We start from the raw sequence: 24,044 nt of genomic DNA on the forward strand, positions 1-24,044 counted from the left end.
CAAGCTAGGGAAGGAGGCATCCATGAGCAAAGAGCGAATCAAAATCGCACCGGAATTCTTCGAGATCATGCCGCCCGAGTATCAGGATTTGGTCCAGCGGGCCACGTTCGGCAAGGAAGACCGGGGCTGGAAAGATATCGGAACCACCAAGGAACTGATCGAAGAGCATTCGCTTTGCGCCGGATGCCCCGAGTCGATGGCCTTCCGATACATCCTGGCGTCCCTGCCGAACCCCGAGGACACGGTGATGGTGGGATCGACCGGCTGCACCAGCCTGGTGTTTCCCCACGTCGCCGTGCACAACATCCACTCCCTGTTCGGCAATCAAAATGCCATCGCGTCCGGTCTCAAGCGCGCGCTGACCGTCCGGTTCCCCGGACGGATCAAGGATGTCGTTGTGTTGGCCGGCGACGGCGCGACGGTGGACATCGGATTGGACATGACGCTCCAGGCTTGGTTCCGCCAGGAAAAATTCACCACGATCTGCTTCGACAACGAACTCTACGCCAACACCGGAGGCCAAGAGAGCGGACTGATGCAGAAAGGTTTTGTCGCCAAGATGGCGCCGGTCGGCAAAACCTTCGAAAAGGTGCGGCTCCCGGAGATCGCTCGCGAGTCCGGCTGTCATTACGTGGTCCAATGCACGGTCAGCAAGCCGTCGCTGGTGGAAAAGGTCGTCCGGAACGCCGTGTTCGTGGCTCGCGAGATCGGTCCGACCTATCTCCAACTCTACACTCCGTGCATCTTGGAGATCGGCAAGAACAGTATGGAAGGGCTCCAAGAGATGCGGGATTCGGAGAAACCGACCGAGCGATTCGCCTATAGGGAATATGTGAGCGACGCCGCGAAGCAGTTCCTGGCGGAACTGGCCGCCAAGGAGAAGGAAAAGAAAGCGGCGGCGAAACAGTTGGCCGCGCAGGAAGCCTAATCCAACCGGACGAGACGCGAGTCGGGGAGGACGGATCATGATCAAGAAGAGACTGAATATCCGGATGTCGGGATTGGGAGGACAGGGTGCCGTGACCGCGGCTCATGTGATGGCCATGGCGGCGAACCGGGATGGGAAGTACGCGATTTCCAATCCGTTCTTCGGCGCGGAAAAACGGATGGCTCCGGCCGAGAGTTACTGCCGCATCGGGGTCGAGCGTATCTATGACCGCGGCGAACTGGTGTTTCCCGATGTGATCGAAGTGTTCCACCCCCAGGTGATCACGATGGGGAAGAGTTACACCATGCCGTTCTACTCCGGCATCAAAGAAAACGGGCTGGTGATCATCAACTCGGACGTACCGCTGTTGTCCGAGGAAGACATCCAACGGCTGAAAGATCTGAACGTGGCGGTGTTTTACATCAAGGGGACGCAGATCGCCCTGGAGATCGCGGGAACCGAGTTGTCCACGAACATGACCATGATCGGATCGGTGGCCGGCATCACCCAATGCGTCTCGTTGGAGGCTCTGGATCAGGCGCTTCAGGAACGGTTCGGCAAAAAGTTCGTGGCATCCGGCGGCACGGCATCGTTGGACGAAGCGATCAAGAAAAAGTTTGCCAAGAAAGAAATGTTGCTGCAGAAAAACCTCGCGACCGTGAAGCGCGCCTATGAGTTGGGCGCGGAATGGGCCGAGAAGAACAACTTCGAGCTCAAGGTCGGGATGCCGGCCGTGGCAGCCTAACGAAAAAGGAACCGTGACGCATGTATAATGTCGCGCAAGTCATCGAAGAAAAATGCGTAGCCAAGAAGGGCTGCCGTCTGTGCATCATGTACTGTCCCGAGGCGAACTGCCTCGATCTCAACGTCGCGAAAATGGTCGCCGAAGTGAACATCACCCGCTGCAAAGGCTGCGAACTCTGCGTCGTGGTCTGCAACGCCGCCAAGCACCAGGCAATCGAGATGTGCGCAGTCAGCGCCAACGGGGAGTTGCTTTCGAGAAAAGGCGAATCCGCGGCCCTGGGCCAAGCCTACCAGGGCTGATCGCTGCACGGAGCCATGTCACGGAACCCCATGGCGCTCTCGCTATGGGGTTTTTTGTTGGGTGAGTTTGCACGAGGCGCGCCATGATGGAAAGCGAAGACAACGTCGTGAGGTCGTTGATCATGGAGATCTCGACCCTGCTGAAGCAATTTCCCGAAGCGTTGGAGCGCCGGGCGGCCGAAATCCAGGCTACGGGTAAGGATCCGGAGCTGGCCGGCAAGCTTGCGAAAGGCGCCGATGCGATGCGGGACAGCGGGAACATCTATCTGAGTTGGGCCCGCCATTATGCCGCGCTGGCCGAAGGCACTTCCGACGCAGCGGACGACGAAGACGAATCTGAGGACTTCAACGTGTAGGTTGAGGGGCCTCATCGACCGTCCATCGCCTCTCCCCGGCCGTTACGGTTTGTGCTACAATACGCCCCGTTTGCCGTCGGATACGATTCCCCGGTAGCTCAGTTGGTAGAGCGGTCGGCTGTTAACCGATTGGTCGCAGGTTCGAGTCCTGCCCGGGGAGCCACTCTTCTCTCAGACCGCTCTGCATCAGCTGGAAGCCGGCGTTCTGCGTTTCCAAGCCTCAATGGATCCCTTGAGTAGCCTCCCTCGTTTCGATCCACACCCGTTACTTCGAGACCCCCACGCCATGACCATCGTACCGCGCCTGTGGCCTCGCCGAGATCTTTTGCGCGACGTGCCGGTAGAGGCGCGGCTATTTTCCGTCGCGAAGGACACCAAACTGCTCGGTTTCTGCCATTGGCACAAAGACAAGAAGGCCTGCCGGACCGCCGTGCTGGTGCACGGGTTGGAGGGCTGCAGCGAATCGCACTACATGCGCGGGATCGCTGCAAAGGCCTGGCGGGCAGGCCTGAACGTCGTGCGGTTGAACCAGCGTAACTGCGGAGGAACCGAGGCCCTGACTCCGACGTTGTACAACAGCGGGCTCAGTGCGGATTACAAGGCCGTGGTCGAGGAACTGGCGAATGTCGACGGGCTGTCGGACATCTGGCTGGTCGGGTATTCCATGGGCGGCAATCTTGTTTTGAAGACGGCAGGCGAGGCGGGAGCCGATTTGCCCGCGCTGCGAGGCGTGTTGGCCGTTTGCCCCAATATCGATCCGGCGGCCTGCGTCAACGCGCTGGAACAGCCACGCAATCGTCTGTACCATTCCTACTTTCTGAAACGCCTGAAGGCCAGAATGCGACGCAAGGCGGCGCTGTTTCCCGGCAAGTTCGACCTGTCGGACTTGCGGGCCATCGGCACGATGCGGGAATTTGACGACCGGTACACGGCGCCGGACGGCGGCTATCGCGATGCTGCCGACTATTACGAGCGCGCCGGCGCACGGCATGTGCTTGCTCAGGTCCGCGTGCCGACCGTTATCATGACCGCTCAAGACGACCCCTTTATCCCCTACATCACGTTCCAGACGTCCTCCCTGCGCAACAATCCCCGCATCAGGCTGATCGCGCCCGTGCACGGAGGGCACTGCGGTTTTTTCCAACGCCTCAAACCGTGTGAGGACCGCTATTGGGTAGAAAACCGACTCGTGGAGGTCATGGCGAAGGACCTCCGGCAATCTGAAGCGGCTGGGCGTTGCTCCCGCCGATGAAGCCGTGGCACGGAGTACGCGGGATTCACTGGAAGGCCGGTTCGATCCGATGCGATGCTCGCGGCAGGTCAGTTAGAAAGCATCTCTTGGACCTTGTCCGCCAGCGTCCGGGGCATGATGGGCTTGGGCAGGAAGACGCATTGCTCCCCGACCCCGTTGGCCGAGATCGTGTCGCCTGTGTACCCGGAAATGAAGAGCACTTTGAGATCGGGAATGAACGCCGCAAGGTGTTGCGCCAAGGCCGGCCCGTTCATCCGCGGCATGATGACGTCGGCGATCACCAACTGGCATGCGCCGGCGTGCGTTTGCATAAGTTTAAGCGCTTCGACGCCGTCGGACGCCTCGAGGACGTGGTAGCCCTGAGTTCTGAGGATCGTCGCGATAAACGACCGGACTCCGTTCTCGTCTTCGACCACGAGCACGGTTTTGTAATGCTCCGCCAGGCGTTCCGGAACAGTGAATGCCTGCGCGTCTTGGATTTTGGTCTCTATCCGGGGCAGGAGCACTTTGAAAGTTGACCCCCGTCCCGCTTCGCTGGCGACCTCAATATAGCCGCCGCTTTGCTTGACGATTCCATAGACCGTCGCGAGACCGAGCCCGGTTCCTTTGCCGACTTCCTTCGTGCTGAAGAACGGCTCGAACAGCCGGGCTCGCGTTTCAGCGTCCATGCCGCAACCGGTATCCCGCACAGACAGGGCGACATAGCGGCCCGGCTTGGCTCCCGGATGCCGGCGGAGATAATCGTCGCTCAAGTGGACATTAGAAGTCTCGATCGTCACGACTCCTCCTTGCGGCATGGCATCGCGCGCATTGATGACCAGATTGAGGATGACTTGTTCCAACTGCACCGGGTCGGCCAGCACCTCTCCTGCCTCCGGATTCAGCAAGGTCACAATCTTGATTTGCTCGCCGATGAGGCAGCGCAGAATCTCTTCCATGTCCCGGATCAACGCATTGAGCTCCAGGGGCTTTTGATCCAGAACCTGGTGGCGACTGAAGGCCAGCAACTTCTTGGTCAGGGCCGCGGCGCGCGAGCCGGCCTGACGGATCATATCCAAATCTTTCCGACAGGGATGATGAGCCAACTCCTCGGCCACAAGCTGGCTGTAGCCGTTGATGATCGTCAGCAGGTTGTTGAAATCGTGCGCGATGCCGCCGGCCAGCCTGCCGATCGCCTCCATTTTCTGCGCCTGCTGCAGCGCCTTCTCGGTCCGTTTGCGTTCGGTGATATCCGTGATCGTCTCCACGACATGGACCCGTCCGTCCACCGTCACGGCTTTCGACCATTGGACGAGAAGACATTGATTGTTCGGCAGCAGCACTTCGTTACAGGTGATTTCTCCGGTCTGCATCGTTTCCGGCATCCGGCAAAAGGCACAGGGCGCCGCGCAGCCGGCGATCTTTTCGTAACAGGGCGCGTCGGAGATGTCGCCGAATTTCTTCAGGCCGGTCTCGTTCTGAAACTGAACCCGATAGGTAGCCGGATCGACGACGGTGATAATGACCGGCTGGGAATTCAGCAAACTCTTCGGGTCGTACTGGGGTCGGCGTTTTTCCATCGACATCGTACGCGGTCCTCCAACGTTCGTTTTCAGAACCGTATCTTTACGAGTGGCTGACCCCTTCATACAACAGCCAGACACAGAGTCAAGTCTTAACTCGGACGGCCGCCCAGTGAGATTCTTACGTATTTCATCGCCGACGCGTGAGATCGTGGAAGACAGACGATCGGGAAGGCCTGTGCGGGTGATGGCGAAGGACGGGAGAGCCGCGACGGGCTAGGCACGTGAGGCGTGAGCACGACGGAGTCACAACAATTGCGGATGAGTCAAGCGATCTGCGGGACCGGCAAGGAAAAGACCGGGGCCCGGCGTGATATCCGATCCTTCGACCGGCGGAAACCGGCCTGCAAGTCGCTCAGCAGGAGGGAGCAGAGTGAGCGCGCGACGTATCAGGCCGGCTGTCGTTTCCCTTTCTTCTGGATCTCCAGCGATGCGAGCAGCGGCGCGCTTTTCAGAAACCACGTGACGACCACCCAGATCGCCGCGGCGACGATGCCCGCCACAAACAACCAGTTGTAGATTGTTTTGCCGGTTTTTCCCAGGAACGGACCGCAGATCAGCAGCAGAACCCCGTATCCGGCGGTCACGACGATCAACGTCGCCGCCGGCATGATCATCTCCCGGAACGGCGAAAACCACTTCCACTCCTCCGGGAAATGGATGGCTGCGTGGCGTCCGAACAGCCAGAACATCAACAGCGCGCCTCCGTAACCCAGGAACTGCGCCACATCGGAGGCCTTGAGCTTGGCGGTTCCGAGCGTCGTCCCTGTGAACAGCGGAATATTTCCCAGAATCACACCCAGCAGTAACGCAAGGACGATCGCCACACCATACTGCACGACCCAACCCCTGGTTTTCATGCTCGAGATGCCCTCTGCCATCGTCTTCCTCCTCCCTCTTGTGTTACTTACCGGCTTTGCCGTTGGCTTTTTTCGCCGCCTTGTTCACCGTTTCGGCTCCGGCGCCGGCGGCCTTGGAAATTTCTCTTCCCGCGTCGTTCTCGATCCGCTGGATGTTCCGCACCAGCTCTGATCCGCTCTGCTTCTTTCCGTCGACATCCGCAGCTCCAGCCCACTCCGCCGATATCCCGATCACCACGAATAAGACAGCGAACGCGAAGGTGATCGCCCGCCAGGCTGCAGAAAAGGCGACGGATGCATGCATGGCGATCCTCTCACGGTGTTGAGAGAATCTTAGCACTCGACCTGCGCGAAGCCGACCGATCCGGGAAATCAACAGCTTAGACGACCGACCCGTTCATGGCCTCTGCAGTGAGACCGGGGCAGCAACGGGGCAAACACCTCGTCCTGCGAGCGTCGGTCGTATCTGATGGAACCGACGCGCGCGGCAGAGAGGAGAGCGGAAGCGGGTAGGTGAATCGACCGGCGGACCAGCTTGTTCACCCGGCGAGGTAGTCCCGCACTTCCTGAACATAGGTCTTGAACGGATCCGGCATCGGGAATGGCGGGCGGCCGCGAAGCTGGAAAATCGACCAGTTGATGACATAGGCGGGAAAGTACCGTTCGTCTGGCGCGGGGTCATCAGGCTCACGCGGAGGGCCGCAGGCCAGCAGGTGCCGAACCAGCTCTCCCCGCCCGAAGGCGCGCGTATTTCTCGGCGGACGATCTTGCGCCAGCTCGACCGCCTTGTCTGTCGTCAGTTTCGCCACTCGTCCCTCCTCCAGGAGCCCCCAGTACAACCCTCTGTCGGGATGGAGGTTATGGTATTCCAGATCCAAACTTTTCATAATCGGATCGTCCCACTCGACCCGTTCCGCCTCCCGGAACGTCTCCAGTAACCACAGCTTGGAGGCCCAATCCACGCGTCCGACCAGCTTCGTGTACTCGCCGCGCAGATCGGCAAGGGTCTGTTCCCATTGCTCCAGCACCCAATCGGTCTCGTCGTCCTGCCCCTTGCAGTGCTCCTGGGCCGCTTGCAGAAAACGTTCCTGGATTTCGACAGCGGACATCGTTTTCCCCGACGTTAACATGACCAGCCATCGGCGATCCTGGTCTTGGGAAATTTCCTGCAGCGCCTCCACCGGTTCCTGGATCTCCAAGCCCTTGGGAGCGTGACCCTCCTCGATGAGTTGGAGCACCAGACCGGTGGCGCCCATCTTCAAGGCCGTCGCGTACTCGGCCATGTTGGAGTCGCCCACCAACAGATGAATGCGGCGGAACCGATTCGGATCGGCCAGCGGCTCGTCGCGGGTATTCACGATGGCCCGGTTCTGCTGGACCCACTCGAAGAAATCGTTGACGATGTGGTCCGCCCGCTGGGAAATCTGAAAGGGCAACGCCGGTCGATTTCGAAGAGACGAGATGGCCGCCCGAGGCACGATCAGCCGATCCCTCTGGAGCCAACCGTCCTGCGGGCCGGCTGCGCCCACTCGCCCGGCGCCGGTAAAGATCTGGCGCGTGACAAGAAACGCGACCAACGGCGCGAGTCCCCGGCGCGAGAACGGGAACCGCCGCGAGACAAGATAATTTTCGTGGGAACCGAACGTCGCATCGGTTTCGTGATCGATGTTGTTCTTGATCAACGACACCGTGTCGGCCAGCCCCAGATCCTGCAGCGCCGTCTGCAAAATCCGATCACCGGCCCGGTCGGACGCGACCAGATCGGTCAACGTGCCACACTCGGGCGAGGCATATTCCAGGTGACCCATGTCGAGATAGATTCGGCCGGCGTTGGTCAGAAACCCGCCGTTACCGGGCGGTTCATCATGGCCACGGTGATGAAGGTCCAGCACGCCGCGTTGCTGAATGCGGAAGATGTGATCGCGGATGCGGTGAGCCAGCCAGGAAGGCGAATGACCCGGGCGGTCCTGATGGATGAGCAGGCCGTACTCGGTTTCGAGGCCGAAAATGCGGGTCAGCATGAAAGATCCGTTATTCGTGAACCGTTACCCGTGAAGCGTATGCAAGAGAACGATATTGCGCTTGGCCGTAGATTCACGCATTACGTGTTACGTGTCACGTTCCTCAGTTCACGCGGCAGCAGGCGTCCGACTTCGTCCGGTTTGAGCGCGCGATACTTGGACGAACCTGGTGCCCCGCGCTCCAGAACGGCGCACTCGAGCGTTTTTTCCGCCACCGTTTCCCGCAGATGGGCGAGCAGCCGAGCCTTGTCAGGCGCCGATGGCGCGGGCTGAGCGTGATTAGATCGGGAAGGTTTCTCCTCGCCTTGCCGGTCTTCGGTCCGTTCCAGGATCTGCGCCAACGAACCCACCGCCCAGGCGCAGACCGCGCTCGAGACCGCCTGTTCCAGCGAGGCGGAGGCCAGATCGCCCTCCTGCTTGAGATACGCTCCCATTTCGGTCTGAATGGCCGGAGTGGCCGCGAGCACCGCGCATCCGGTCGTTTCTTCGAACGTGCCGTCATAGTTGATGGCCAGAAACGCATCCCGTCCCGGTCTGAGCCCCAACTCGGCCAGCAAAATTTTCACGATGAACGGGGCTTTGAAAATTTCTTCGAACGCCTGCTTGATGGTCGGGGCCAGACCGTGTTTCATCAAGCGCGCGCCGGTCACGTCCGACGGTGACCGGTTGAACCCCTCGACATGGGCCATCTCCAGCAGGCTGAACCGCAGTTTCTCCAGATCGGCCGGATGGCCCATGCCGCCCAGCGCGATGCGGTCGTAGATTTCGTAGAGCTTGGGCGTTCCCCGACTGACGGTCAACAGCAGAATACCGTCGGCATAGGACAGGGCCACGACCGGACTGCCCTGTTTGAACTGCTCGTCGAGGTATTGGCGTCGATTGCCGACCGCTTCGACCCATCGATACGGTTCTTCAAACATGGCGCGCCACCTTCCCGTCAAACAAGGGCTTGAGCCGGCTCTCCGGCACGGTCTGCACGCCGGCTTCCGTGATCAGCTTCACGACGGGGTAGAGATTCGCCTCGCGGTTCACTCCGCCCGTCGCGGAATCAAACTCCGCCGCGCAGGTGAGCAGCCGCAGCGCCTGGGTCGTCGCCTCCTCCTCGGACTGCGCGCTCAGCGGCTGGGCGCCCCAGGTATTGAGATAATGGAGAATACCGCGAATCGTGGGAGACCCGGAACCGGAGACGGCATATTCCACGCCCTCGAACTCCGCGCCGAGAATGTCATAGAAGAAAATCTTGGCCGTCCCTTGCTCGATATCATAGCCGGCGAAGATGGGGGCGACGGCGCCGGTGCCGGCGAGCGCCGCCGCGACGTTCTCCTTCAGCAGCTTGGACACGGCGCGCAATTTCCCCTCGAAGCTCAATTCCTGCAACTGCGTGCGGCGGTAGTACTTAAACGAATGCTCCAGAATGCGGGCCATCTCATAGGCCGTCGCCGGCACGCCCGCGATCGCCATCACGCTGTGGCGATCCAGCTCCAGAACCTTGTCGGTCCGGTCGTACATCACCGTGTTGCCCGCCGTGGCCCGACGGTCTCCGGCGACCAGAACTCCGTTCCGATACTTCATCGCCAGGATCGTCGTCCCGCACGCGATCTCCGCCGATGGTCCCGTCCCGCCGCCCCCACCACCGGTCCCGGCGGTGCCGAACCGATAGCCCCGCTCTTTTAACAACTGCAGGAAGTCGCCTTCCATCCCCATCGTTCAATCTCCGGATTGTCGGCGAAAGGCGCGCGGCTAGGGGCTAGGGGCCAGAATTCTGCTTTCCCGCCTCTCGCCCCTTGCCTCGTGCCTCGCACCTGATTCCTACTGCCCCGTCCGCTGCCGATACCGCTCCGCTTGTTTCGGATCCACTTTGCGCATCCGCTTCAGCAGGTTGTCTTTATCCGGCGACCCGGTCTCCGGGCGCTTGGGCCCCTCGCCTTCTTCCGACGGGCTGACCGGTCTCGGCATCGGATCGAACGGCCGTTCGCGTCGCTCGAACATCGTATGGTGGTTCATGACCTGCGTTCCTTTCGTTGGTTCCACAGCGCCGCGGCATCGGCAAGGGACGCCGCCTTCTGCAAGACCTCGGCAAGACGCTTGACCTCTTCCGGCTCAAACAGATCGCTCATGTCGAGCGTCCTGGACGGCACACCTCCGGCGAACTGCACCCGTTCCCATTGGACGGACTTGATCTGATCGGGGAACCGACGGACGCACAGACCCCTGATGCCGCCCCGCGTATCGGCCGGCCCGGCGCCGATGGCCGCTTCGATCTCCAGCTCGGTCACGAAACGGGCCGTTTTGCCCTCGGCTTCTAGCCCGAGATACAGACCGCGTTCGGGATCGAGGTTGTGATACTCCAGATCAAGACTGGCCAGCCACGGATCATCCCAATTGAGCCGCTCTTCCTGGGCGAAGGTTTCCAAGAGCCACAGCTTGGTCACCCAGTCGAGCTTGCCGACCAAGCGTGAACGATCTTCGGACAGCAGCCTGAGCGTCTCGGCCCATTCCTGCAGCACCCAGTCGGTTTCCACATCCCGGTCGGAGAACGCCTTCTGCGCGGCAAGGCAATACGCCTCCTGAAGCTCCCAGCCGGAAATGGTCCCGCCCGACTTGCGCCGGACCACGGTTTTGAAATCCGGATCGCGGGAGAAGGCTTTGACCGCCTCGACGGGCCGCTCCAGTTCCAGGACCGGCGCCGCCCCGCGCTCAATCAACTCCAGCGCGAGCCTCGTCGTTCCGACTTTCAATGCCGTGGCATATTCGCACATGTTGGCATCGCCGAGGATCAGGTGGAGACGACGGTACTTCGTCCGGTCCGCGTGGGGTTCATCGCGCGTGTTCAGGATGGGCCGGTTGTGCATCGTGTCCACGCTCAGTTCGGTCTCGATGAAATCCGCGCGCTGTGAGAGTTGAAAGAGCCCGGGCCGGAATCCCGAATCGGGCGTCTCAACCCCGATCTTCCCCGCCCCGGCGATCAGTTGCCGGCTGACCAGGAACGGCAGCAACCCGGACGCCAGGTCCGCGAAGGGGATCGTCCTCGGCACCAGGTAGTTGTCGTGACAGCCGTAACTGTGGCCGTGGAAATCGGTATTGTTCTTGTAAAGCTGCACGTGCGGGCCGCCCAGCGCGCGGTTCCGTCGGATGGCCGCGCGGCGCACGATCCGTTCGCCCGCCCGATCATGGGCGACGAGATCGCGCAGGGTCCGGCACTCCGGCGTCGAATATTCCGGGTGGGTATGGTCGTTGTAGAACCGCGCGCCGTTCGGGAGGACCAGGTCGCTCTTCATGTCGTGGAACGAGAAGGGCCGATGCGCGTCCCGCTCGGCGAATTCGTCCTCTTCTTTGTCCTGCTGCAACCTGGCCACGCGAAACCCCCGCGCATCCTCGTGGGGGTCTTCACCGCTGTAGTCCCAGGTTCTCTCGAAGGAGCCGGTGAGATACGCGCGGACCAATTCCATCGACTCGACCACCGGATCCACGGTCTCCAAGTCCCCGCGCGTGATGCCGTACTCGGTCTCGATGCCGAACAGGCTCATGGGTCGTTTAGGCACGAGGCCCGAGGCAAGGCGCTAGCCGCCCTCTCGCCTCGCGCCTCGTGTCTCTGCGCTTTCAAATGATCTGACCGATTAACCGCTCTTCAGCCGGTCTCCCACGCCGGAACGACGAAATTCCGACCACCTGTTCCGGATGGTGATCCAGCAGCTTCAGCCATTCCTCCGCCGCGTCGTCCGGCGGAAGCACTTCACCCTCCCGATACTCGGCGGTTACGGACTCCAGGAGATCTTCGGCTGTGAGTCCGTGCGAGGCCGCCCCGTCGGCGTCATGAACCGCCCGCTCGATCGCCCGTTCTTTCGCCCGTTGGACGACGGATGCGAGGATCGCGCCGCTGACCAGATCCCCGCGATACAGGACCTTGTGTTGTCCGCTGCGGAGCCGGATGGACAACAGCCGGTTCTCATCGCTGCGCCTGAAGACGGCCTCCACGACGTCGGCAATCAGCGCCTCGCAGGCGCTCGCCCGGTCTCCGTTGTGAGCCGCCACCAGCGCCGGATCGAGCGGCAGATCCGGCGACAGATAGACCTTCAAAATCTCGGCCGCCGCCTCGCGGTTCGGGCGGGCGACCTTGATCTTGCGGTCGATCCGTCCCGGCCGGAGCACGGCCGGATCGATCAGGTCCGGTCGGTTCGAAGCCAGGATGATGACCACGTCGCGCAGCGACTCGATCCCGTCCATTTCGGCGCAGAACATGGGCACGAGCGTGTTGTTGATGTTGAAGGAACGCATCGACCGGCGCGTCCCGAGAATCGATTCCGCCTCGTCGATGAAGATGAACGGCAGCGCCCCTTCTTTTCGCCGGGCCCGCGCCTGGGCAAACAGGTCACGGACGATGCGCTCCGACTCGCCCAACCACATATTGAGCACTTCGGGACCTTTGACGTGCAAAAAGACCCCGCCGGTTACCGGCGGCCGGCCCGGCTCGAAACCGGACGCCTCGACGGTCGTCGACTCACTCATCAATTTCGACAAGCCGGCCGCTGCAGCCTGACCGATCAAGGTCTTGCCGCACCCGGGCGGTCCGTACAGCAGAAAGCCCTTGGGTTGGGTGAATCGATATCGCCGGAAGGTCTCGGCATGCAGCAGCGGATATTCGATGGCCTTGCGGATCGCCTCGATCGCGGCTCGCTGCCCTCCGATCTGCTCCCAGGTGACCTTCGGGACTTCGTCGAGCACGTGCGCCTGGGCCTTGCGGTCTTCGAGGCGCTCGATCGCGATCCGGTGGCTGGGATCGATCCGCACCTCATCGCCGGCCTTCAGCTCCATGCCGACCAGATCGCTCGATCGCTGCAGGATCAGCGCTTGCCTCCCAGGCTCCTGCTCAAAACGAATGCGGCCGTCCGGCAGGGTCTCCGCTACCTTGAGCACGGGGCCGCTGCGATCGTAACCCAACGCCTTGATCACGGCGTAGGCTTCGTTGACGAGGATCTGCGTGCCGATCTTGCGGTCTTCCGCCGGCACGCGCGGGTCCACATTGGCGTAATACTCCGATCCGCCGACCACGATGCGGGCCAATCCTTCAGCGGGCAGTTCCAGCAAGGTGCCGATGCGATTCGCCGGCGCGGTGAGCTTGGCGACGACCTCGCTCAGCTTCTTACATTCCGCCTCGCGCTGCTGCTGGGTTGCGGCGTTCAGCATGACGAAGTGCCGCAGCTTGTAGAGAATCTTCCGGCGTGGGTCGCCGTCCGGGAAGGCGGCGAGACATTGGTCGATCAACTCGAGCGGATCGGATGACGCCCGGGACGCGCCGGCCCGTTCGTCTCCCCGATCGGTCTTGGACCCGAACTCGCCGTCTCCCTCCGTCGTCTTCCGATGGTCGCTCATGGTTCCCTCTCCGACCGAAGCTCAGACTCGTCGTCCGATTCGTTCACCAATGGGGTCATCTTAACACAGTCGCCGCCCGCTCAGCCGCCGCAACTCGTGCGCGGCTTTTCCTTTCGCCGGAAAACGACGGAAAAGGCGGAAACGTGGGAAAGTCAATTCATCGCCTGCAGGGTGACGATGACCTGCTGGCGCCGGTTGCCGCGCAGGATGTCCACCGTCACCTGGTCTCCGACCTTGTGCCGTTCCAGGATCGCCATGAGATCGTCCACGACCTCGACCGGCTTTCCCTCCACGGCCACGATCACGTCGCCGATCTCGATACGGCCGCTGAAGGTCTCGCGGGCCCCGCGCAAACCGGCGCGCGCGGCGGGGCCTCCAGGCTGGACCCTGCCGATGACCAACCCTTTGATCCCCCAACGCCGGGCGATCGCGTCCGGCACCAAGGACACGCCCAAGCCCGGCCGGATGAGCCGGCCGTGCTTGATCAGCTCCGGCACGATCCGATTGACCGTATCGACCGGCACCGCAAAGCCGATCCCCGCGAAGGCGCCGCTCGGGCTGACGATCTGCGTATTCACGCCGATCAAGCGCCCGGCGCTGTCGAGGAGCGGCCCGCCCGAATTGCCGGGGTTGATGGCTGCGTCGGTCTGGATCACCCCTTCGATCGTCCGGTCGGTCATGGACTTGATCGTGCGGCCCAGCGCGCTGACGACGCCGGTCGTCAGCGTATGGTCCAGTCCGAAAGGATTGCCGATCGCCAGCACTTTCTGCCCGACCCGCAGATCGCCGGAGCTGCCGACTGCGATCGGCGCGAGCGCCGATTCCGGTGCCTGCACCTGCAACACAGCCAGATCATGGTCCGGATCGATCCCGACCACCCGGGCCTTGTATTCGGTCTGATCGGCCAAGGTCACCGTGATGGCGTCGGCGCCGTACACGACATGAAAGTTCGTGACGATGTGGCCTTGCTTGTTCCAGACAAAGCCGGACCCGGAGCCCTGCGGCACTTCAAAAAGATTGAACGACCAGGGATCGCGCTGGATGGCGGTGTTGGCGATGAAGACGACCGACTTGGCGGCCTTGTCGAACACCGCGATGGTCGCGCGCTCGTCGGCGCCGAGTTCGGCCGTGGGCGGAGTGACCGGACGCGGGCGGCCTTCGGGACCGTCGTAGTTCGCCCCCAACGGTTTGCCCCAATCGGTGCGGACTACGGCGGCGGTCAGCAACCCGGCAGCGGCGAGAACGACGACGAGGGCGAGTACGGGGGTCTTCATCGCGATCAAGAGTGTCGTCGCTATTCTCCGACCACTTGAATCACCAACTCCCGCGTGCGCGGCCTGGTATCGAAGTCGATGACGACGATCTGCTGCCAGGACCCGAGCGTCATTGCCCCGTCGTTGAACGGGATCGTCACCGACGGTCCCTGAATCTGGCCTCGCAGGTGGCTGTGGCCGTTATCCTCGCCGGGGTTCCTGGAGTTGTGCTGCCAGGCCGGGCTGGGGGGAATCAATCGATCCCAGATCGCTTTGGTGTCGGCGCGAATGCCGGGCTCGTCCTCGATGATCATCATGGAAGCGGTGGTGTGCTTGATGAACACGGTCAAGACGCCGGCTCGGAGCCCGGTGCTTTCCAGCGCCTGCTGCACCTGTTTGGTAATATTCTCGATTTGCGAGTCCCCGCGCATGCTGATGCGCAAGGGGACACTCTTCACGGGCATCAACGTCTCCTACGCGACGCTTCGCACGAGCCGTTTCTCGGCGGGAGTCAATGCGCGGCCGCGCGCCTCCTTCAGAATGTCATCGAACGCGCCTTCGGCGACCAGATTTCGCAAGCTCCCGACTACCGGTTCGCTCAGAATGCCTTCGCGTTGCAGTTGGTCGAGATAAGCGAACGCTTCGGCCAGCGTCTCATTGGAGCGCACGTAATAGTCGCGGCCGCGCCGTTGGTTGCTGTAGGCTTCGAACTGCTCGCAGGCCACCAGGATTTCCGCCAACTGCCGCACCCAGGGCTTCGCCTTCGCCAGCTTTTCAGGATAGTAGTAGTACAGCATCACCTGCTTCATCCAAGGCGACCACCGCACGCCGAGTTTCCGCAACCGCGGCATGAGCTCGCGCAAACGGCGGGTGAGCCGACGGGCATAGCCGAGCCGCATCTCCACCTGCTCGCGGGCCCACCCGTCCATACGGATGCCCGCGTCTTCGAGCGGCTGTCGATAGCGCGCCAGGAAGGTCTCCGTCTCGCGGCCGTACGGCGTCTCGGGATACACAGCCCGCCATTCGCGCGGCCTGGTCGGAATGCCGCGCGCCTTCGCCCAGGACCAGATGCGGCCGAAGAGGGCCCGGTCGAGCCCGGCTCGTCCCAGATCGTGCAGGAGGCAGGCGATCTGATACTGTTTCATCCGTTCCGGCTCATGGCCCAGCCGTCGAGCCATCGCCGCGCACATACGGGCCGTCCGCAGCGCATGAGGGCGGTCATAGCCCCGAATGATCCGCCCGCGGCGACGTGGATCCGGATAGTCGTAGAGGCGCAGCAGCTCGGTCGCGAGGGCCCGAGACAGCAGCAGCGGCGCTCGGTGACGCGAAGTCTTCAACATGACACGGTCAGCCGTTGTAGACACACGGCGGGGAGAATATCGCCCGCCCGAACGGAGTGTCAACCCGCGAAAAGCTCGATCCCTTGGCGCATCTTTGCTATGCTGGGCCGTGAACATGGGGGCGCTTCACCGGGCAGGACGCACTACGCGCGCCGCGATCGCCGCGGCCGGATGGCTGATCTGGATGGTGCCGGCGGCGTTCGGTCTCTTCGATCGCCACCACGCGGTCGCCGCCGTCTCCCTCGACCAGTTGACCGACCTCACCGGCCGGGCGACCGCCGTGGTGACGCTGAAAGGCCGCGACAACTTTACCAGCGAATATCGCTACGACGTCAGCGTGAAGAACCTGTCGCCGGATCCATTGGTCGGCGACTCGCTGGTGGTGGTGTTGGACAAAATCACCAACCTCGCCGGCGAAGACCGCGATTCCTTGAAGGGCGACTCCTTTCTGAGCCGGTTCGACGTGCTCGGGCAGGATGGACAGACCGAAGACGGCAAACCCTATTTCTACGTTCCCGCCGGGTCCGGACCGGACCTGCTCCCGCAGACCGAGAGCCGACCGGTCACGGTACGGCTGCGCAACAAAGAGTACTTGATCGTGTTCACGCCGTCCTTTCGCGTGCTGGGCCTCAAACGCCCGCTGCCTTCGCCCAAGCCGGCCGAACCGATTGCCACGCCGCCGCCCGCCAAGAACTCGCTGGACAAGCTCATCGAGCTCCTCATCAAAAAAGGCGTGATCACCGAGGAGGAGTGGCGCGGCACCGCCAAGCCATGACGGCGCTCGGCCTGCCCGGCGATCCAGGGACACCTTCGTCGACGATGTTTTTGAAGCCGCCGAGTTGCCCATATCTTCATGTGTCCGTGCGCCCGACCTATCCTACCGAGAAACTTGCGGCTCGAATTCAGGCCATTGTCACGGACTTTAGCCAAAAGAGCGCGCAACAGGTTGAGGTCAGATCTTGATTTCGCCGTCTGCTTTTTCACGAGGCGCCTGACCAAGCGGTGAGTCGAACGGGGGCATCGAGAAAGGCGAACCAAGACGGGGGTTCATTCATCCCGCTCGATTCCTAAAGAGCTTGCCAAGAACCAGCCTCACACGAGGCGCTGGATCAGGCTACGTGCTTTGGGGCGCGTTTCTCGATCTCTTGAGAAGAGTGATGAGAAGGTTGGGAGTTGCTTGTGCCACTTAGACGGGTGGACGATGACCGGCAAGAACCTATAGAACTTTAAATGACAGCCCTGGGATCTTAACCGAAGTCCCGGCGGTTGAGCGTCAGGACAGTGTCGCCTCTCGAGATCGCGGTCGCCCCAATGATGAGATCATGGGCTCCGACCCGGAGGCCTGTGCGCTCCAGCGTCGCCCACAGTTCCGCGTACAGGCGCGAGACAGCCGGATCGAAGTCGTAAACCGGGAAGGACGAGAGCACCTGCTCCACGAAGGCCGAACGCTTCAAGTGCCGGGCGGCGCTCTCCGCCCGGTGGACCCCATGAAGCAACTCGGCGGCGGAAATCACGCTGAGGCCCAGCGGCTCGTCCGGGTAGGCCGCGGCGTACGCCTGGAGCGCCTCAGCTTTACGCTCCCACTCGATCAGCACGCTCGTATCGAGGACTACACCCACTGACCCTTCCTGGGCGATCCTGGAGCCTTGCGCACCCCTCGCGACACATCACGGGCGAAAGGCGCAGCATCTTTCCCCAGCGGGGGCAACTTCCTCAACAGGTCGGGAAGCTCAGCAAGGACTCTGGGAACAGAAGATATCGCAGGTGTGAGATAGGCAATCGGCTTGCCGCCCCCAGCAATGATGTAACGCTCGCCGCGGAATCCTACCTTATTAAGCAGGTCCGAGAAATTCCGAGCAGCGTTCGTGGCCGAGACAATCTTCCTCATTATTCCCACCACTTGTTTGCCGGTATCCTATCTGATTATCAGATTCCGCGCAATTTGTGCACTTGTGCAGAAGTCCTCCGGAGCATGTTTCCACATGGTCAAGTCTTGACCTGACTCTGTCCATCGGAACCGACGGAAGCCGAGACGTTCGCTTCTCTATCGTCAGAGAGGAGGCGCGCGGCGCGTTATTATGGGTAAAGTGCCTTTGGGCTTTTCTACAAAAACGCCGTGCGGCAGCAGGAGATTGCGGCCTCCGGGCCGGGCTCCGGCCGACGTGATCCCGGCCTTCATCGCTTCGTCATGAAGATGCGCCCCTTGCAGGTGGAGGCAGCGCGCCTCCCTCGTTGCCGCATCGAGTCGGATTGGTATATGGTGTGTTTTGACTATGCCTCCCGGAGAAACACCCGGCTTCATGGTCGGCAAATCGGTTCCAGTGACGCTCCTCATCGTGCTCGGCGCCCTCTCGGCCTTTCATGTACCAGCCTTCACCCAGACAGATCAAACCCAGCCAACTGCGACAAGCGAAGCCGGCCGGAACAGGCCTGCGCCGTCAGCCGTCGACCAGACGAGTACGATCACCGACCTCCGGGAAGCCGTCCGGCGCCAGCCGGAATCGGCTGAAACCCGCTTCACGTTGGCATCCACGCTGTACAACGCCGGCGAGTTCGACGGCGCGATCGACGAATACCGTCTGCTGCTGCGGCTCCAGCCGGACCATCGGCAGGCCCGGCTCAACCTCGCCGTCGCCCTGATGGCCACACAGCAGTGGCGCGAGGCGGTCGCGGAGTTGTTGGAAACCCTTCGCCTGGCTCCCGACCTTGCCCAGGCCCAGTACAACCTGGGCACCGCGTACTTCGCCTTGAAGAACTGGCCGGCGGCGATCGAGGCCTACCGTAACGCATTGAAGCTGCGCCCCGACCACCCCGATGCTCATTACCGATTGGGGCTGAGCCTCAAGCAGGCCAAGCGCGACAGCGAGGCGGTGGACGAACTGCTGCTTGCGGCGCGAGACGGGATCGCCAAAGCCCAATATCTCCTCGGAAACGCCTTCCAGTCCGGACAGGGTGTCAAAAAGAGTTGGGCTCGCGCCATCGGGTGGTGGTTCCTCGCGGCCGAACAGGGTCTGGAGGAAGCGAACGCCGCGCTGGCACGGCTGCGCCGACTCGCCACAGAGAAAGGGGCTCGCAGTGCCAAGGACGCGACAGCGGCGGCGCAGGCCTTTCAGGACTTCCGAGCCGATCTGTGGCTGGATTTTCCCGACCTCGTACCCTCGGCCGACGGAGAAGGGGTCGGGGCGACCTTGCTCAAACAGGGCCGCATTCAAGATGCCGTTCCCGTCCTGATCCGCGAGGCGTATGCGCTCGGCGAAGTCTCCCACTATCTGCTGGAGCGTCTTTACGAAGAGGGAGTCGAAGGGCAGTTGACTCCCTACGATCCGCGTATCCTCCACTACCTTGAGACGACAGCCGCAGAGGGGATGACCCATTCACGGCTCGCCCTGGCCCGCATTTATGCCAGGGGATTGGGCGTCCATCGGGACCAGGCGCGGGTGAAAGCCTTGCTCAAAGGTCTCCCCAAGGAAGAAGCGCAGTTGATCATCGAAGGCTTCCCGCCCACGTCCAAAGGTCAGTGAGCGTTCATGAGCAGCGAATAGCTATGGGCTGTTCGCTACTTGCTGCTGGCCGTTTTCTAGGCAGTCCTCATGAGCGATGGCTCACCTGTCTGCGTGCGACGCACAGGCAGGCCCACGCATGATGAACATCATGAACGGGCAAGAGGCAAGGGGCTCGGGGCAAGGGGGAAGAGACTCAGACCTCTAGCCGCGGGCCTCTAGCCTCGCGCCTATTTTCAAAGCCGGGACTCGGCGCGACCGAGGTCGCCGTGGATTCGAGTGGTATAATGCTCGCTGGTCCGATACGTCGCCGGGAGGATCGCGGGATCGTATGAAGAGCGGGTGGGCTCCTGTCACCGTGCTCGTGCTGCTGACGACATCCCCCGCATGGTCTCAGGGTCCCTCGGCTCCACCGACCGAGGAGCAACCGGCTCCTTCCGCGACCGAAGCTCCCGCCGAACCCCCTGCGCCCCGTCCTGCTTCGGAGCCCGTCGCCCCCTCCCAGGAACCTCCGTCCGGCCAAACTGCCGCGGCGCCGGAGCAAGCCATCGAGGCGTTGCGCCAGGCGGTGAACGCCGCGCCGAATGCCTACGACGTTCGCGTGCGATTGGGGCTTGCCGAGTGGGCCGCCGGCGATCTGTCCGCCGCGATCGTTCAGCTTCGCCAGGCGACCCGCCTCAAGCCGGACGCCGCAGAGGCCCGCCTGAAGCTCGCCGACGCGCTCTACCAGTTCGGCGACGTGGAAAGCGCCATCGAGGAGTACCGAGTGCTGACGCGGCTGCAGCCCGACCTCGCGCAGGCCCACCTGGGTCTCGGGACGGCGCTCATGGTGAAGCAAGATTGGCGGACCGCCCTGGCCGAATTTCGGGAAGCGTTGCGACTGGATGCCGGCCTCGCGCAAGCGCATTACAACATGGGAACGATCCACTACACGACGAGGGATTTTCTGGCGGCGATCCAATCCTACCGCGAGGCGCTGAAGCTCAAACCGGATTTTCCCGATGCGCATTACCACCTGGGCCTGGTGTTGAAATTGGCGAACCGCGACGCCGAAGCGGCTGAAGAGCTGCAAATCGCCGCCACGAACGGTGTCCCCAAAGCGCAATACTTTCTGGGCAGCGCCTATCGCTCCGGGCACGGCGTGCCGAAGAATTTGCTCCTCGCCATTACCTGGTGGGTGCGCGCGGCGGAACAAGGCATGAGCCAGGCCGGCGAAGCCTTGGCGCAGTTGCGACAGACGACACTCGCCAAAGGCCCTCGCGCCCAGAAAGAGGCGCAGGCCGCGCTGCGAGCCTTCCAGCAATATCTGGCGGAGCTGGAGCAGGACTTCCCGGACCTCGCCCGTCCCGATGAAGCCGAGAGCGTCGGGGCATCGCTGCTCAAAACGGACCGGGCGCAGGACGCGATTCCGGTCCTGATTCGAGAGGCCTACGCCCTCCACGAACCGTCACAGTCCCTCCTGGAGAAATTGTACGAGGAAGGGATCGAGGGGCAGGTGTCGCCGTATGATTCCCGCATTCTGAACTACTTCCAGACGACGGCCGCGGCAGGGTTGCCCCGCTCCCGACTCATGTTGGCCCGCATCTACGCGAAGGGGCTCGGCGTGGCTCCCGACGGCGCCAAGGCGAAAGCCATGTTGAAAGGATTCTCCAAAGGGGAACGCAAACGGACGGCGGAGGACGCGCACCCCGGCCGGAAGTCCTCCCCGGCTCAATAACCGCCATGTCGTTCGGTCAACGCGCCCGCGCCATGTTCACCGGCTCCACCGCGCTCCAAGCGCTCGCGATCGGCTCGGCGGCCACCCTCGCGGCATGGTTCCTCTGGCAGGCCGCGCCGGCCACGTTCACGACGTTGGAATGGGCCCCCTACGACGCCTGGCTCCGATTCCGCGCCCCGGTTCCGGCCAGTCCCTCCGTCGTGCTGGTGACCAGGGATCAGGCGAGCGAGGAGCGGTTCGGCACAGGCCCCTGGGACCGCGCGCTCATCGCGAAACTCGTCACGGCGCTCCACGACGCAGGCGCGGCCGTCATCGGCGTGGATCTGCCCATCACCGCGCCCAGCCCTCCGCATCTCGGCGGCGCGGTCAGCGATGCCATGTTGGCGGAAGCGACCAAGGAGGCCGGGAATGTCGTCTATCCGCTGACACCAACCTTGGCGGCCGACTCGCAATTCTCCCGTGAATCCGAGGCGGAGGGGCCCTCGTCATGGACCCACCCCAGTTGGCCGACCATCACCCCGGATGCCGCGCCCCGGATCCCGACCGGGCCGAGACTGTCGGGCGCCATGCCGGCGCTTGCGCAGCAGGCCTATGCCGTGGGGCACCTGCTTGCCTTGCCCGACGGCGATCGCGTCGTTCGGCAGATCCCGTTGTATGTATCCGCCGGAGACCGCGCTATTCCTGCCTTCGGGCTCGCGCTGGTCGCGGCGTTCCACAAGGAGAATCTGGAAATCAGCCTGGCGGGATCGACGACGCAGCAACTGGAGGCGCTGCGCATCCCTGTCTGCTCGGCTGCTCGGTTGTTCGTCAATTATGTCGGAGACGGCCTGGCCTCCTCGTTCTCCTCGCTGTCGTTCGCTGCGCTCGTGGACGCCGTCGATCAAGGGGACCGCGACCGGCTTGAAGGGTGGCTGGACGGCAAGATCGTCCTGCTGTTGCCGAACTCGGACGGCGAGCCCTTGTGGACGACGCCGACCGGCCGACCGATCGCGCAGGGGATCATCCATGCGCATGCGCTGCATACGTTGCTGACCCGGAAGTGGATCCGGCCGATCTCTTTTCTGTGGCAGATCATCCTGCCGCCGGCCCTTGCCGGGCTCGCCGCCGGGGCGCTGCTGTCCCTGAAAGGATGGAAGGGGCTCCTCACGGCCTCGGGACTGGCGCTCGGCTACGGCATGCTGCTGATCTTGACGTTGGCCGTGTGGGGGTGGGTGTTGCCCCTTGTCGTCCCCTTGTCCGCCACGCTCCTGGTGTTCGGCGGCACCACCGTCTGGAGTCACGTCTCGGCGGGACAGCGCTTCCGGCTGGTCGAGCAGGACATGCGGCGCATCCAGCAGGAATTGGTCGCCGTGCGCGAGGCCCTGGTCCGCCGGGAAAACGTCGTCGAAGGGTTGGAAGAGGACCTGGAGGCCGCGCGCGCGGCCATTGCCCAGTCCACCGGTCGGCAAGAGGAGTTGGTCAGGACCACCGACGTCCTTCGGACGGAACTCGCGCAAGCCCGATCCCAGGAAGCGGCGGCCCGCAAGCGCATGCAGGAACTGGAACGCGAATTAGACGGCCTGCAGGCCGTCGCGTCGGACCGGAGCCGCTTGAGCGACGCGGAGCAGGAACGCCTGCGGCAGGAGTGCGAGCACCTCGGCATCATCACGCGGGACCCCGTCGTCCTCGGCCTGTTTCGCGACCTCAAAAAGGGGGCCCGCTCCTCGCTCTCGGTCCTCTTGTTGGGCGAGCCCGGCACGGGCAAGGAACTGTTCGCCCGCGCCGTGCACCGGCTCAGCCTGCGCGCGAGTCAGCCCTTCATCGCGGTCAATATGGCGGCGATCTCGCCGGATCTCTTCGAGAGCGAGTTGTTCGGCCACGTCCGGGGCAGCTTCACCGGGGCAACGAGCGATCGGAAAGGCTACTTCGAGCTGGCCCACCAGGGCACGATCTTCCTGGACGAGATCGGCGACCTGCGGCTGGACCACCAAGGCAAGCTGCTCCGCGTGCTGCAAGACCGGACGTTCTACCGCGTCGGCGCCACGACGCCGACCGTCGTCGACGTCCGGGTCGTGACCGCCACCAATAAGGACCTGGCGCGCGGGGTGTCGGAAGGCTGGTTCCGGGAAGACCTCTATTTCCGGCTGAAGGGGCTAGTCCTGCGGCTGCCGCCCTTGCGGGAGCGTCCGGACGATGTGCCGCTCCTGGCCGATCATTGCGTCCGCACCGCCGCCGCGCAACTCGGCCGCGAGGGGGTGCGCCTGTCGCGCGAGGCGCTGGCCGCGCTGCAGCGCCACGAATGGAAGGGCAACATCCGCGAGCTGCGCCACTGTCTGGAACAGGCCGTCGCGCTCGCCGAAGGTCCGGTGATCACCGAGGCGGATCTCCGGCTGGCGGTCGAGGAACCTTCGTTGACAGGCCGCGAACCCGCCCTCGATCGGTCGCCGGATGAGCCCATGACCGACGCCGCCGTGCTGACCTGTCTGCGCCGTCACGGGTTCGACATGCAGGCCACGGCGAAGGCGTTGAAGTGCGACCGCAGCACCGTCACCCAACGGCTCAAGGGCCTGAGCTTCCAGGCTTTGGTGGACGCGGGTGGAGATCAGGCCAAGGCCGCCCTCGCGCTGGCCGGCGATCCGGCCCTGGTTCGGACCGTCGAGCTGAAGCTGGCGGACTATTACGGACACCTGATCAAGACCGTCGAGGGGTTCCGTTCCGCGGAAGAGGCCCTCCTCGATTGCCAGCGACGCTTCAAAAATCTCCCCGACCGCCACTTTCGCGCCGTCGAGACGCTCATCCGTCGGCATTTTGCCCGGACGCCTACCTCGGTGAAGACGCGATGATTCCAGGGGCAACCATCGG

Annotated in this window: 22 protein-coding genes and 1 tRNA gene; 10 read left to right on the forward strand and 13 right to left on the reverse strand. The window is 63.0% G+C overall.

What is annotated here, in order from left to right:
- The first annotated feature begins 22 nt into the window (after nt 1-22).
- From AB1555_00940 to AB1555_00965, 6 genes are all read left to right on the forward strand, one after another.
- Nucleotides 23-928 carry a thiamine pyrophosphate-dependent enzyme gene (locus AB1555_00940; protein ID MEW6245258.1) on the forward strand — a complete coding sequence of 302 codons (906 nt, stop codon included), beginning with the start codon at nt 23-25 and terminating at the stop codon, nt 926-928.
- Between the two features lie 37 nt (nt 929-965).
- Nucleotides 966-1,673, forward strand: a complete 708-nt coding sequence (locus tag AB1555_00945; protein ID MEW6245259.1) for a 2-oxoacid:acceptor oxidoreductase family protein — start codon at nt 966-968, stop codon at nt 1,671-1,673.
- A gap of 20 nt (nt 1,674-1,693) precedes the next feature.
- Nucleotides 1,694-1,972: a pyruvate ferredoxin oxidoreductase gene (locus AB1555_00950; protein MEW6245260.1), complete on the forward strand. Its 279-nt coding sequence runs from the start codon at nt 1,694-1,696 to the stop codon at nt 1,970-1,972.
- Nucleotides 1,973-2,055: 83 nt separating this feature from the next.
- Complete coding sequence (locus AB1555_00955) at nt 2,056-2,328, forward strand: hypothetical protein (GenBank protein ID MEW6245261.1); 273 nt, start codon at nt 2,056-2,058, stop codon at nt 2,326-2,328.
- 87 nt (nt 2,329-2,415) lie between these two features.
- Nucleotides 2,416-2,491 (forward strand) — tRNA-Asn (locus AB1555_00960).
- 123 nt (nt 2,492-2,614) lie between these two features.
- The gene (locus tag AB1555_00965; GenBank protein MEW6245262.1) at nt 2,615-3,580 is read left to right on the forward strand and encodes an alpha/beta fold hydrolase; all 966 of its coding nucleotides are present in this window, start codon (nt 2,615-2,617) and stop codon (nt 3,578-3,580) included.
- A gap of 68 nt (nt 3,581-3,648) precedes the next feature.
- Here the strand turns inward: AB1555_00965 and AB1555_00970 are convergent, their stop codons facing one another.
- The 12 genes from AB1555_00970 to AB1555_01025 form a co-directional block, all read right to left on the reverse strand.
- The gene (locus AB1555_00970) at nt 3,649-5,145 is read right to left on the reverse strand and encodes an ATP-binding protein (protein MEW6245263.1); all 1,497 of its coding nucleotides are present in this window, start codon (nt 5,143-5,145) and stop codon (nt 3,649-3,651) included.
- 386 nt (nt 5,146-5,531) lie between these two features.
- Nucleotides 5,532-6,023, reverse strand: coding sequence for a hypothetical protein (locus AB1555_00975; GenBank protein MEW6245264.1), 492 nt, complete (start codon nt 6,021-6,023; stop codon nt 5,532-5,534).
- 22 nt (nt 6,024-6,045) lie between these two features.
- Nucleotides 6,046-6,306, reverse strand: a complete 261-nt coding sequence (locus AB1555_00980) for a hypothetical protein (GenBank protein ID MEW6245265.1) — start codon at nt 6,304-6,306, stop codon at nt 6,046-6,048.
- A 235-nt stretch (nt 6,307-6,541) separates the two neighbouring features.
- Nucleotides 6,542-8,023, reverse strand: a complete 1,482-nt coding sequence (locus AB1555_00985) for a proteasome accessory factor PafA2 family protein (GenBank protein ID MEW6245266.1) — start codon at nt 8,021-8,023, stop codon at nt 6,542-6,544.
- Between the two features lie 80 nt (nt 8,024-8,103).
- The gene (locus AB1555_00990; protein ID MEW6245267.1) at nt 8,104-8,943 is read right to left on the reverse strand and encodes a proteasome subunit alpha; all 840 of its coding nucleotides are present in this window, start codon (nt 8,941-8,943) and stop codon (nt 8,104-8,106) included.
- Nucleotides 8,936-9,727, reverse strand: a complete 792-nt coding sequence (locus tag AB1555_00995) for a proteasome subunit alpha (protein MEW6245268.1) — start codon at nt 9,725-9,727, stop codon at nt 8,936-8,938. Before AB1555_00995 ends, AB1555_00990 begins: the two co-directional genes overlap by 8 nt.
- A 105-nt stretch (nt 9,728-9,832) precedes the next feature.
- Nucleotides 9,833-10,027: a ubiquitin-like protein UBact gene (locus AB1555_01000; GenBank protein MEW6245269.1), complete on the reverse strand. Its 195-nt coding sequence runs from the start codon at nt 10,025-10,027 to the stop codon at nt 9,833-9,835.
- Nucleotides 10,024-11,550, reverse strand: a complete 1,527-nt coding sequence (locus AB1555_01005) for a proteasome accessory factor PafA2 family protein (GenBank protein MEW6245270.1) — start codon at nt 11,548-11,550, stop codon at nt 10,024-10,026. The genes AB1555_01000 and AB1555_01005 overlap by 4 nt, the downstream gene beginning before the upstream one ends.
- Nucleotides 11,551-11,623: 73 nt before the next feature.
- Complete coding sequence (locus tag AB1555_01010) at nt 11,624-13,393, reverse strand: AAA family ATPase (GenBank protein MEW6245271.1); 1,770 nt, start codon at nt 13,391-13,393, stop codon at nt 11,624-11,626.
- Between the two features lie 152 nt (nt 13,394-13,545).
- Nucleotides 13,546-14,667, reverse strand: a complete 1,122-nt coding sequence (locus AB1555_01015; protein ID MEW6245272.1) for a trypsin-like peptidase domain-containing protein — start codon at nt 14,665-14,667, stop codon at nt 13,546-13,548.
- A gap of 20 nt (nt 14,668-14,687) precedes the next feature.
- Nucleotides 14,688-15,110 carry a secondary thiamine-phosphate synthase enzyme YjbQ gene (locus tag AB1555_01020; protein ID MEW6245273.1) on the reverse strand — a complete coding sequence of 141 codons (423 nt, stop codon included), beginning with the start codon at nt 15,108-15,110 and terminating at the stop codon, nt 14,688-14,690.
- A 9-nt stretch (nt 15,111-15,119) separates the two neighbouring features.
- Nucleotides 15,120-15,986 carry an HD domain-containing protein gene (locus AB1555_01025; GenBank protein ID MEW6245274.1) on the reverse strand — a complete coding sequence of 289 codons (867 nt, stop codon included), beginning with the start codon at nt 15,984-15,986 and terminating at the stop codon, nt 15,120-15,122.
- A 115-nt stretch (nt 15,987-16,101) separates the two neighbouring features.
- Here AB1555_01025 and AB1555_01030 point away from each other — a divergent pair, with 115 nt between their 5' ends.
- Nucleotides 16,102-16,761: a hypothetical protein gene (locus AB1555_01030; GenBank protein MEW6245275.1), complete on the forward strand. Its 660-nt coding sequence runs from the start codon at nt 16,102-16,104 to the stop codon at nt 16,759-16,761.
- A 472-nt stretch (nt 16,762-17,233) separates the two neighbouring features.
- On the opposite strand, the gene AB1555_01035 is transcribed toward AB1555_01030, so the two are convergent.
- Nucleotides 17,234-17,605, reverse strand: coding sequence for a PIN domain-containing protein (locus AB1555_01035; GenBank protein ID MEW6245276.1), 372 nt, complete (start codon nt 17,603-17,605; stop codon nt 17,234-17,236).
- A gap of 654 nt (nt 17,606-18,259) precedes the next feature.
- On the opposite strand from AB1555_01035, the gene AB1555_01040 reads away from it, so the two are divergent.
- From AB1555_01040 to AB1555_01050, 3 genes are all read left to right on the forward strand, one after another.
- Nucleotides 18,260-19,507, forward strand: coding sequence for a tetratricopeptide repeat protein (locus tag AB1555_01040; GenBank protein MEW6245277.1), 1,248 nt, complete (start codon nt 18,260-18,262; stop codon nt 19,505-19,507).
- A 310-nt stretch (nt 19,508-19,817) separates the two neighbouring features.
- Nucleotides 19,818-21,203, forward strand: a complete 1,386-nt coding sequence (locus AB1555_01045; protein ID MEW6245278.1) for a tetratricopeptide repeat protein — start codon at nt 19,818-19,820, stop codon at nt 21,201-21,203.
- A gap of 5 nt (nt 21,204-21,208) precedes the next feature.
- Nucleotides 21,209-24,025, forward strand: a complete 2,817-nt coding sequence (locus AB1555_01050; GenBank protein ID MEW6245279.1) for a sigma 54-interacting transcriptional regulator — start codon at nt 21,209-21,211, stop codon at nt 24,023-24,025.
- Nucleotides 24,026-24,044: the final 19 nt, after the last annotated feature.

It is taken from the genome of Nitrospirota bacterium, from assembly GCA_040755395.1.
Taxonomy (GTDB): domain Bacteria; phylum Nitrospirota; class Nitrospiria; order Nitrospirales; family Nitrospiraceae; genus DATLZU01.

Excerpts from the sequence above, each read along its gene's own strand:
- AB1555_01015 (MEW6245272.1), bottom strand. The coding sequence starts at position 14,667 with ATGAAGACCCCCGTACTCGCCCTCGTCGTCGTTCTCGCCGCTGCCGGG.
- AB1555_01045 (MEW6245278.1), top strand. The coding sequence starts at position 19,818 with ATGAAGAGCGGGTGGGCTCCTGTCACCGTGCTCGTGCTGCTGACGACA.
- AB1555_01005 (MEW6245270.1), bottom strand. The coding sequence starts at position 11,550 with ATGAGCCTGTTCGGCATCGAGACCGAGTACGGCATCACGCGCGGGGAC.
- AB1555_01010 (MEW6245271.1), bottom strand. The coding sequence starts at position 13,393 with ATGAGCGACCATCGGAAGACGACGGAGGGAGACGGCGAGTTCGGGTCC.
- AB1555_00970 (MEW6245263.1), bottom strand. The coding sequence starts at position 5,145 with ATGTCGATGGAAAAACGCCGACCCCAGTACGACCCGAAGAGTTTGCTG.
- AB1555_01020 (MEW6245273.1), bottom strand. The coding sequence starts at position 15,110 with ATGCCCGTGAAGAGTGTCCCCTTGCGCATCAGCATGCGCGGGGACTCG.
- AB1555_00990 (MEW6245267.1), bottom strand. The coding sequence starts at position 8,943 with ATGTTTGAAGAACCGTATCGATGGGTCGAAGCGGTCGGCAATCGACGC.
- AB1555_01030 (MEW6245275.1), top strand. The coding sequence starts at position 16,102 with ATGGGGGCGCTTCACCGGGCAGGACGCACTACGCGCGCCGCGATCGCC.
- AB1555_00955 (MEW6245261.1), top strand. The coding sequence starts at position 2,056 with ATGATGGAAAGCGAAGACAACGTCGTGAGGTCGTTGATCATGGAGATC.
- AB1555_00950 (MEW6245260.1), top strand. The coding sequence starts at position 1,694 with ATGTATAATGTCGCGCAAGTCATCGAAGAAAAATGCGTAGCCAAGAAG.
- AB1555_01040 (MEW6245277.1), top strand. The coding sequence starts at position 18,260 with ATGCCTCCCGGAGAAACACCCGGCTTCATGGTCGGCAAATCGGTTCCA.
- AB1555_00965 (MEW6245262.1), top strand. The coding sequence starts at position 2,615 with ATGACCATCGTACCGCGCCTGTGGCCTCGCCGAGATCTTTTGCGCGAC.
- AB1555_00945 (MEW6245259.1), top strand. The coding sequence starts at position 966 with ATGATCAAGAAGAGACTGAATATCCGGATGTCGGGATTGGGAGGACAG.
- AB1555_01000 (MEW6245269.1), bottom strand. The coding sequence starts at position 10,027 with ATGAACCACCATACGATGTTCGAGCGACGCGAACGGCCGTTCGATCCG.
- AB1555_00975 (MEW6245264.1), bottom strand. The coding sequence starts at position 6,023 with ATGGCAGAGGGCATCTCGAGCATGAAAACCAGGGGTTGGGTCGTGCAG.
- AB1555_00985 (MEW6245266.1), bottom strand. The coding sequence starts at position 8,023 with ATGCTGACCCGCATTTTCGGCCTCGAAACCGAGTACGGCCTGCTCATC.
- AB1555_00980 (MEW6245265.1), bottom strand. The coding sequence starts at position 6,306 with ATGCATGCATCCGTCGCCTTTTCTGCAGCCTGGCGGGCGATCACCTTC.
- AB1555_01050 (MEW6245279.1), top strand. The coding sequence starts at position 21,209 with ATGTCGTTCGGTCAACGCGCCCGCGCCATGTTCACCGGCTCCACCGCG.
- AB1555_00995 (MEW6245268.1), bottom strand. The coding sequence starts at position 9,727 with ATGGGGATGGAAGGCGACTTCCTGCAGTTGTTAAAAGAGCGGGGCTAT.
- AB1555_01025 (MEW6245274.1), bottom strand. The coding sequence starts at position 15,986 with ATGTTGAAGACTTCGCGTCACCGAGCGCCGCTGCTGCTGTCTCGGGCC.
- AB1555_00940 (MEW6245258.1), top strand. The coding sequence starts at position 23 with ATGAGCAAAGAGCGAATCAAAATCGCACCGGAATTCTTCGAGATCATG.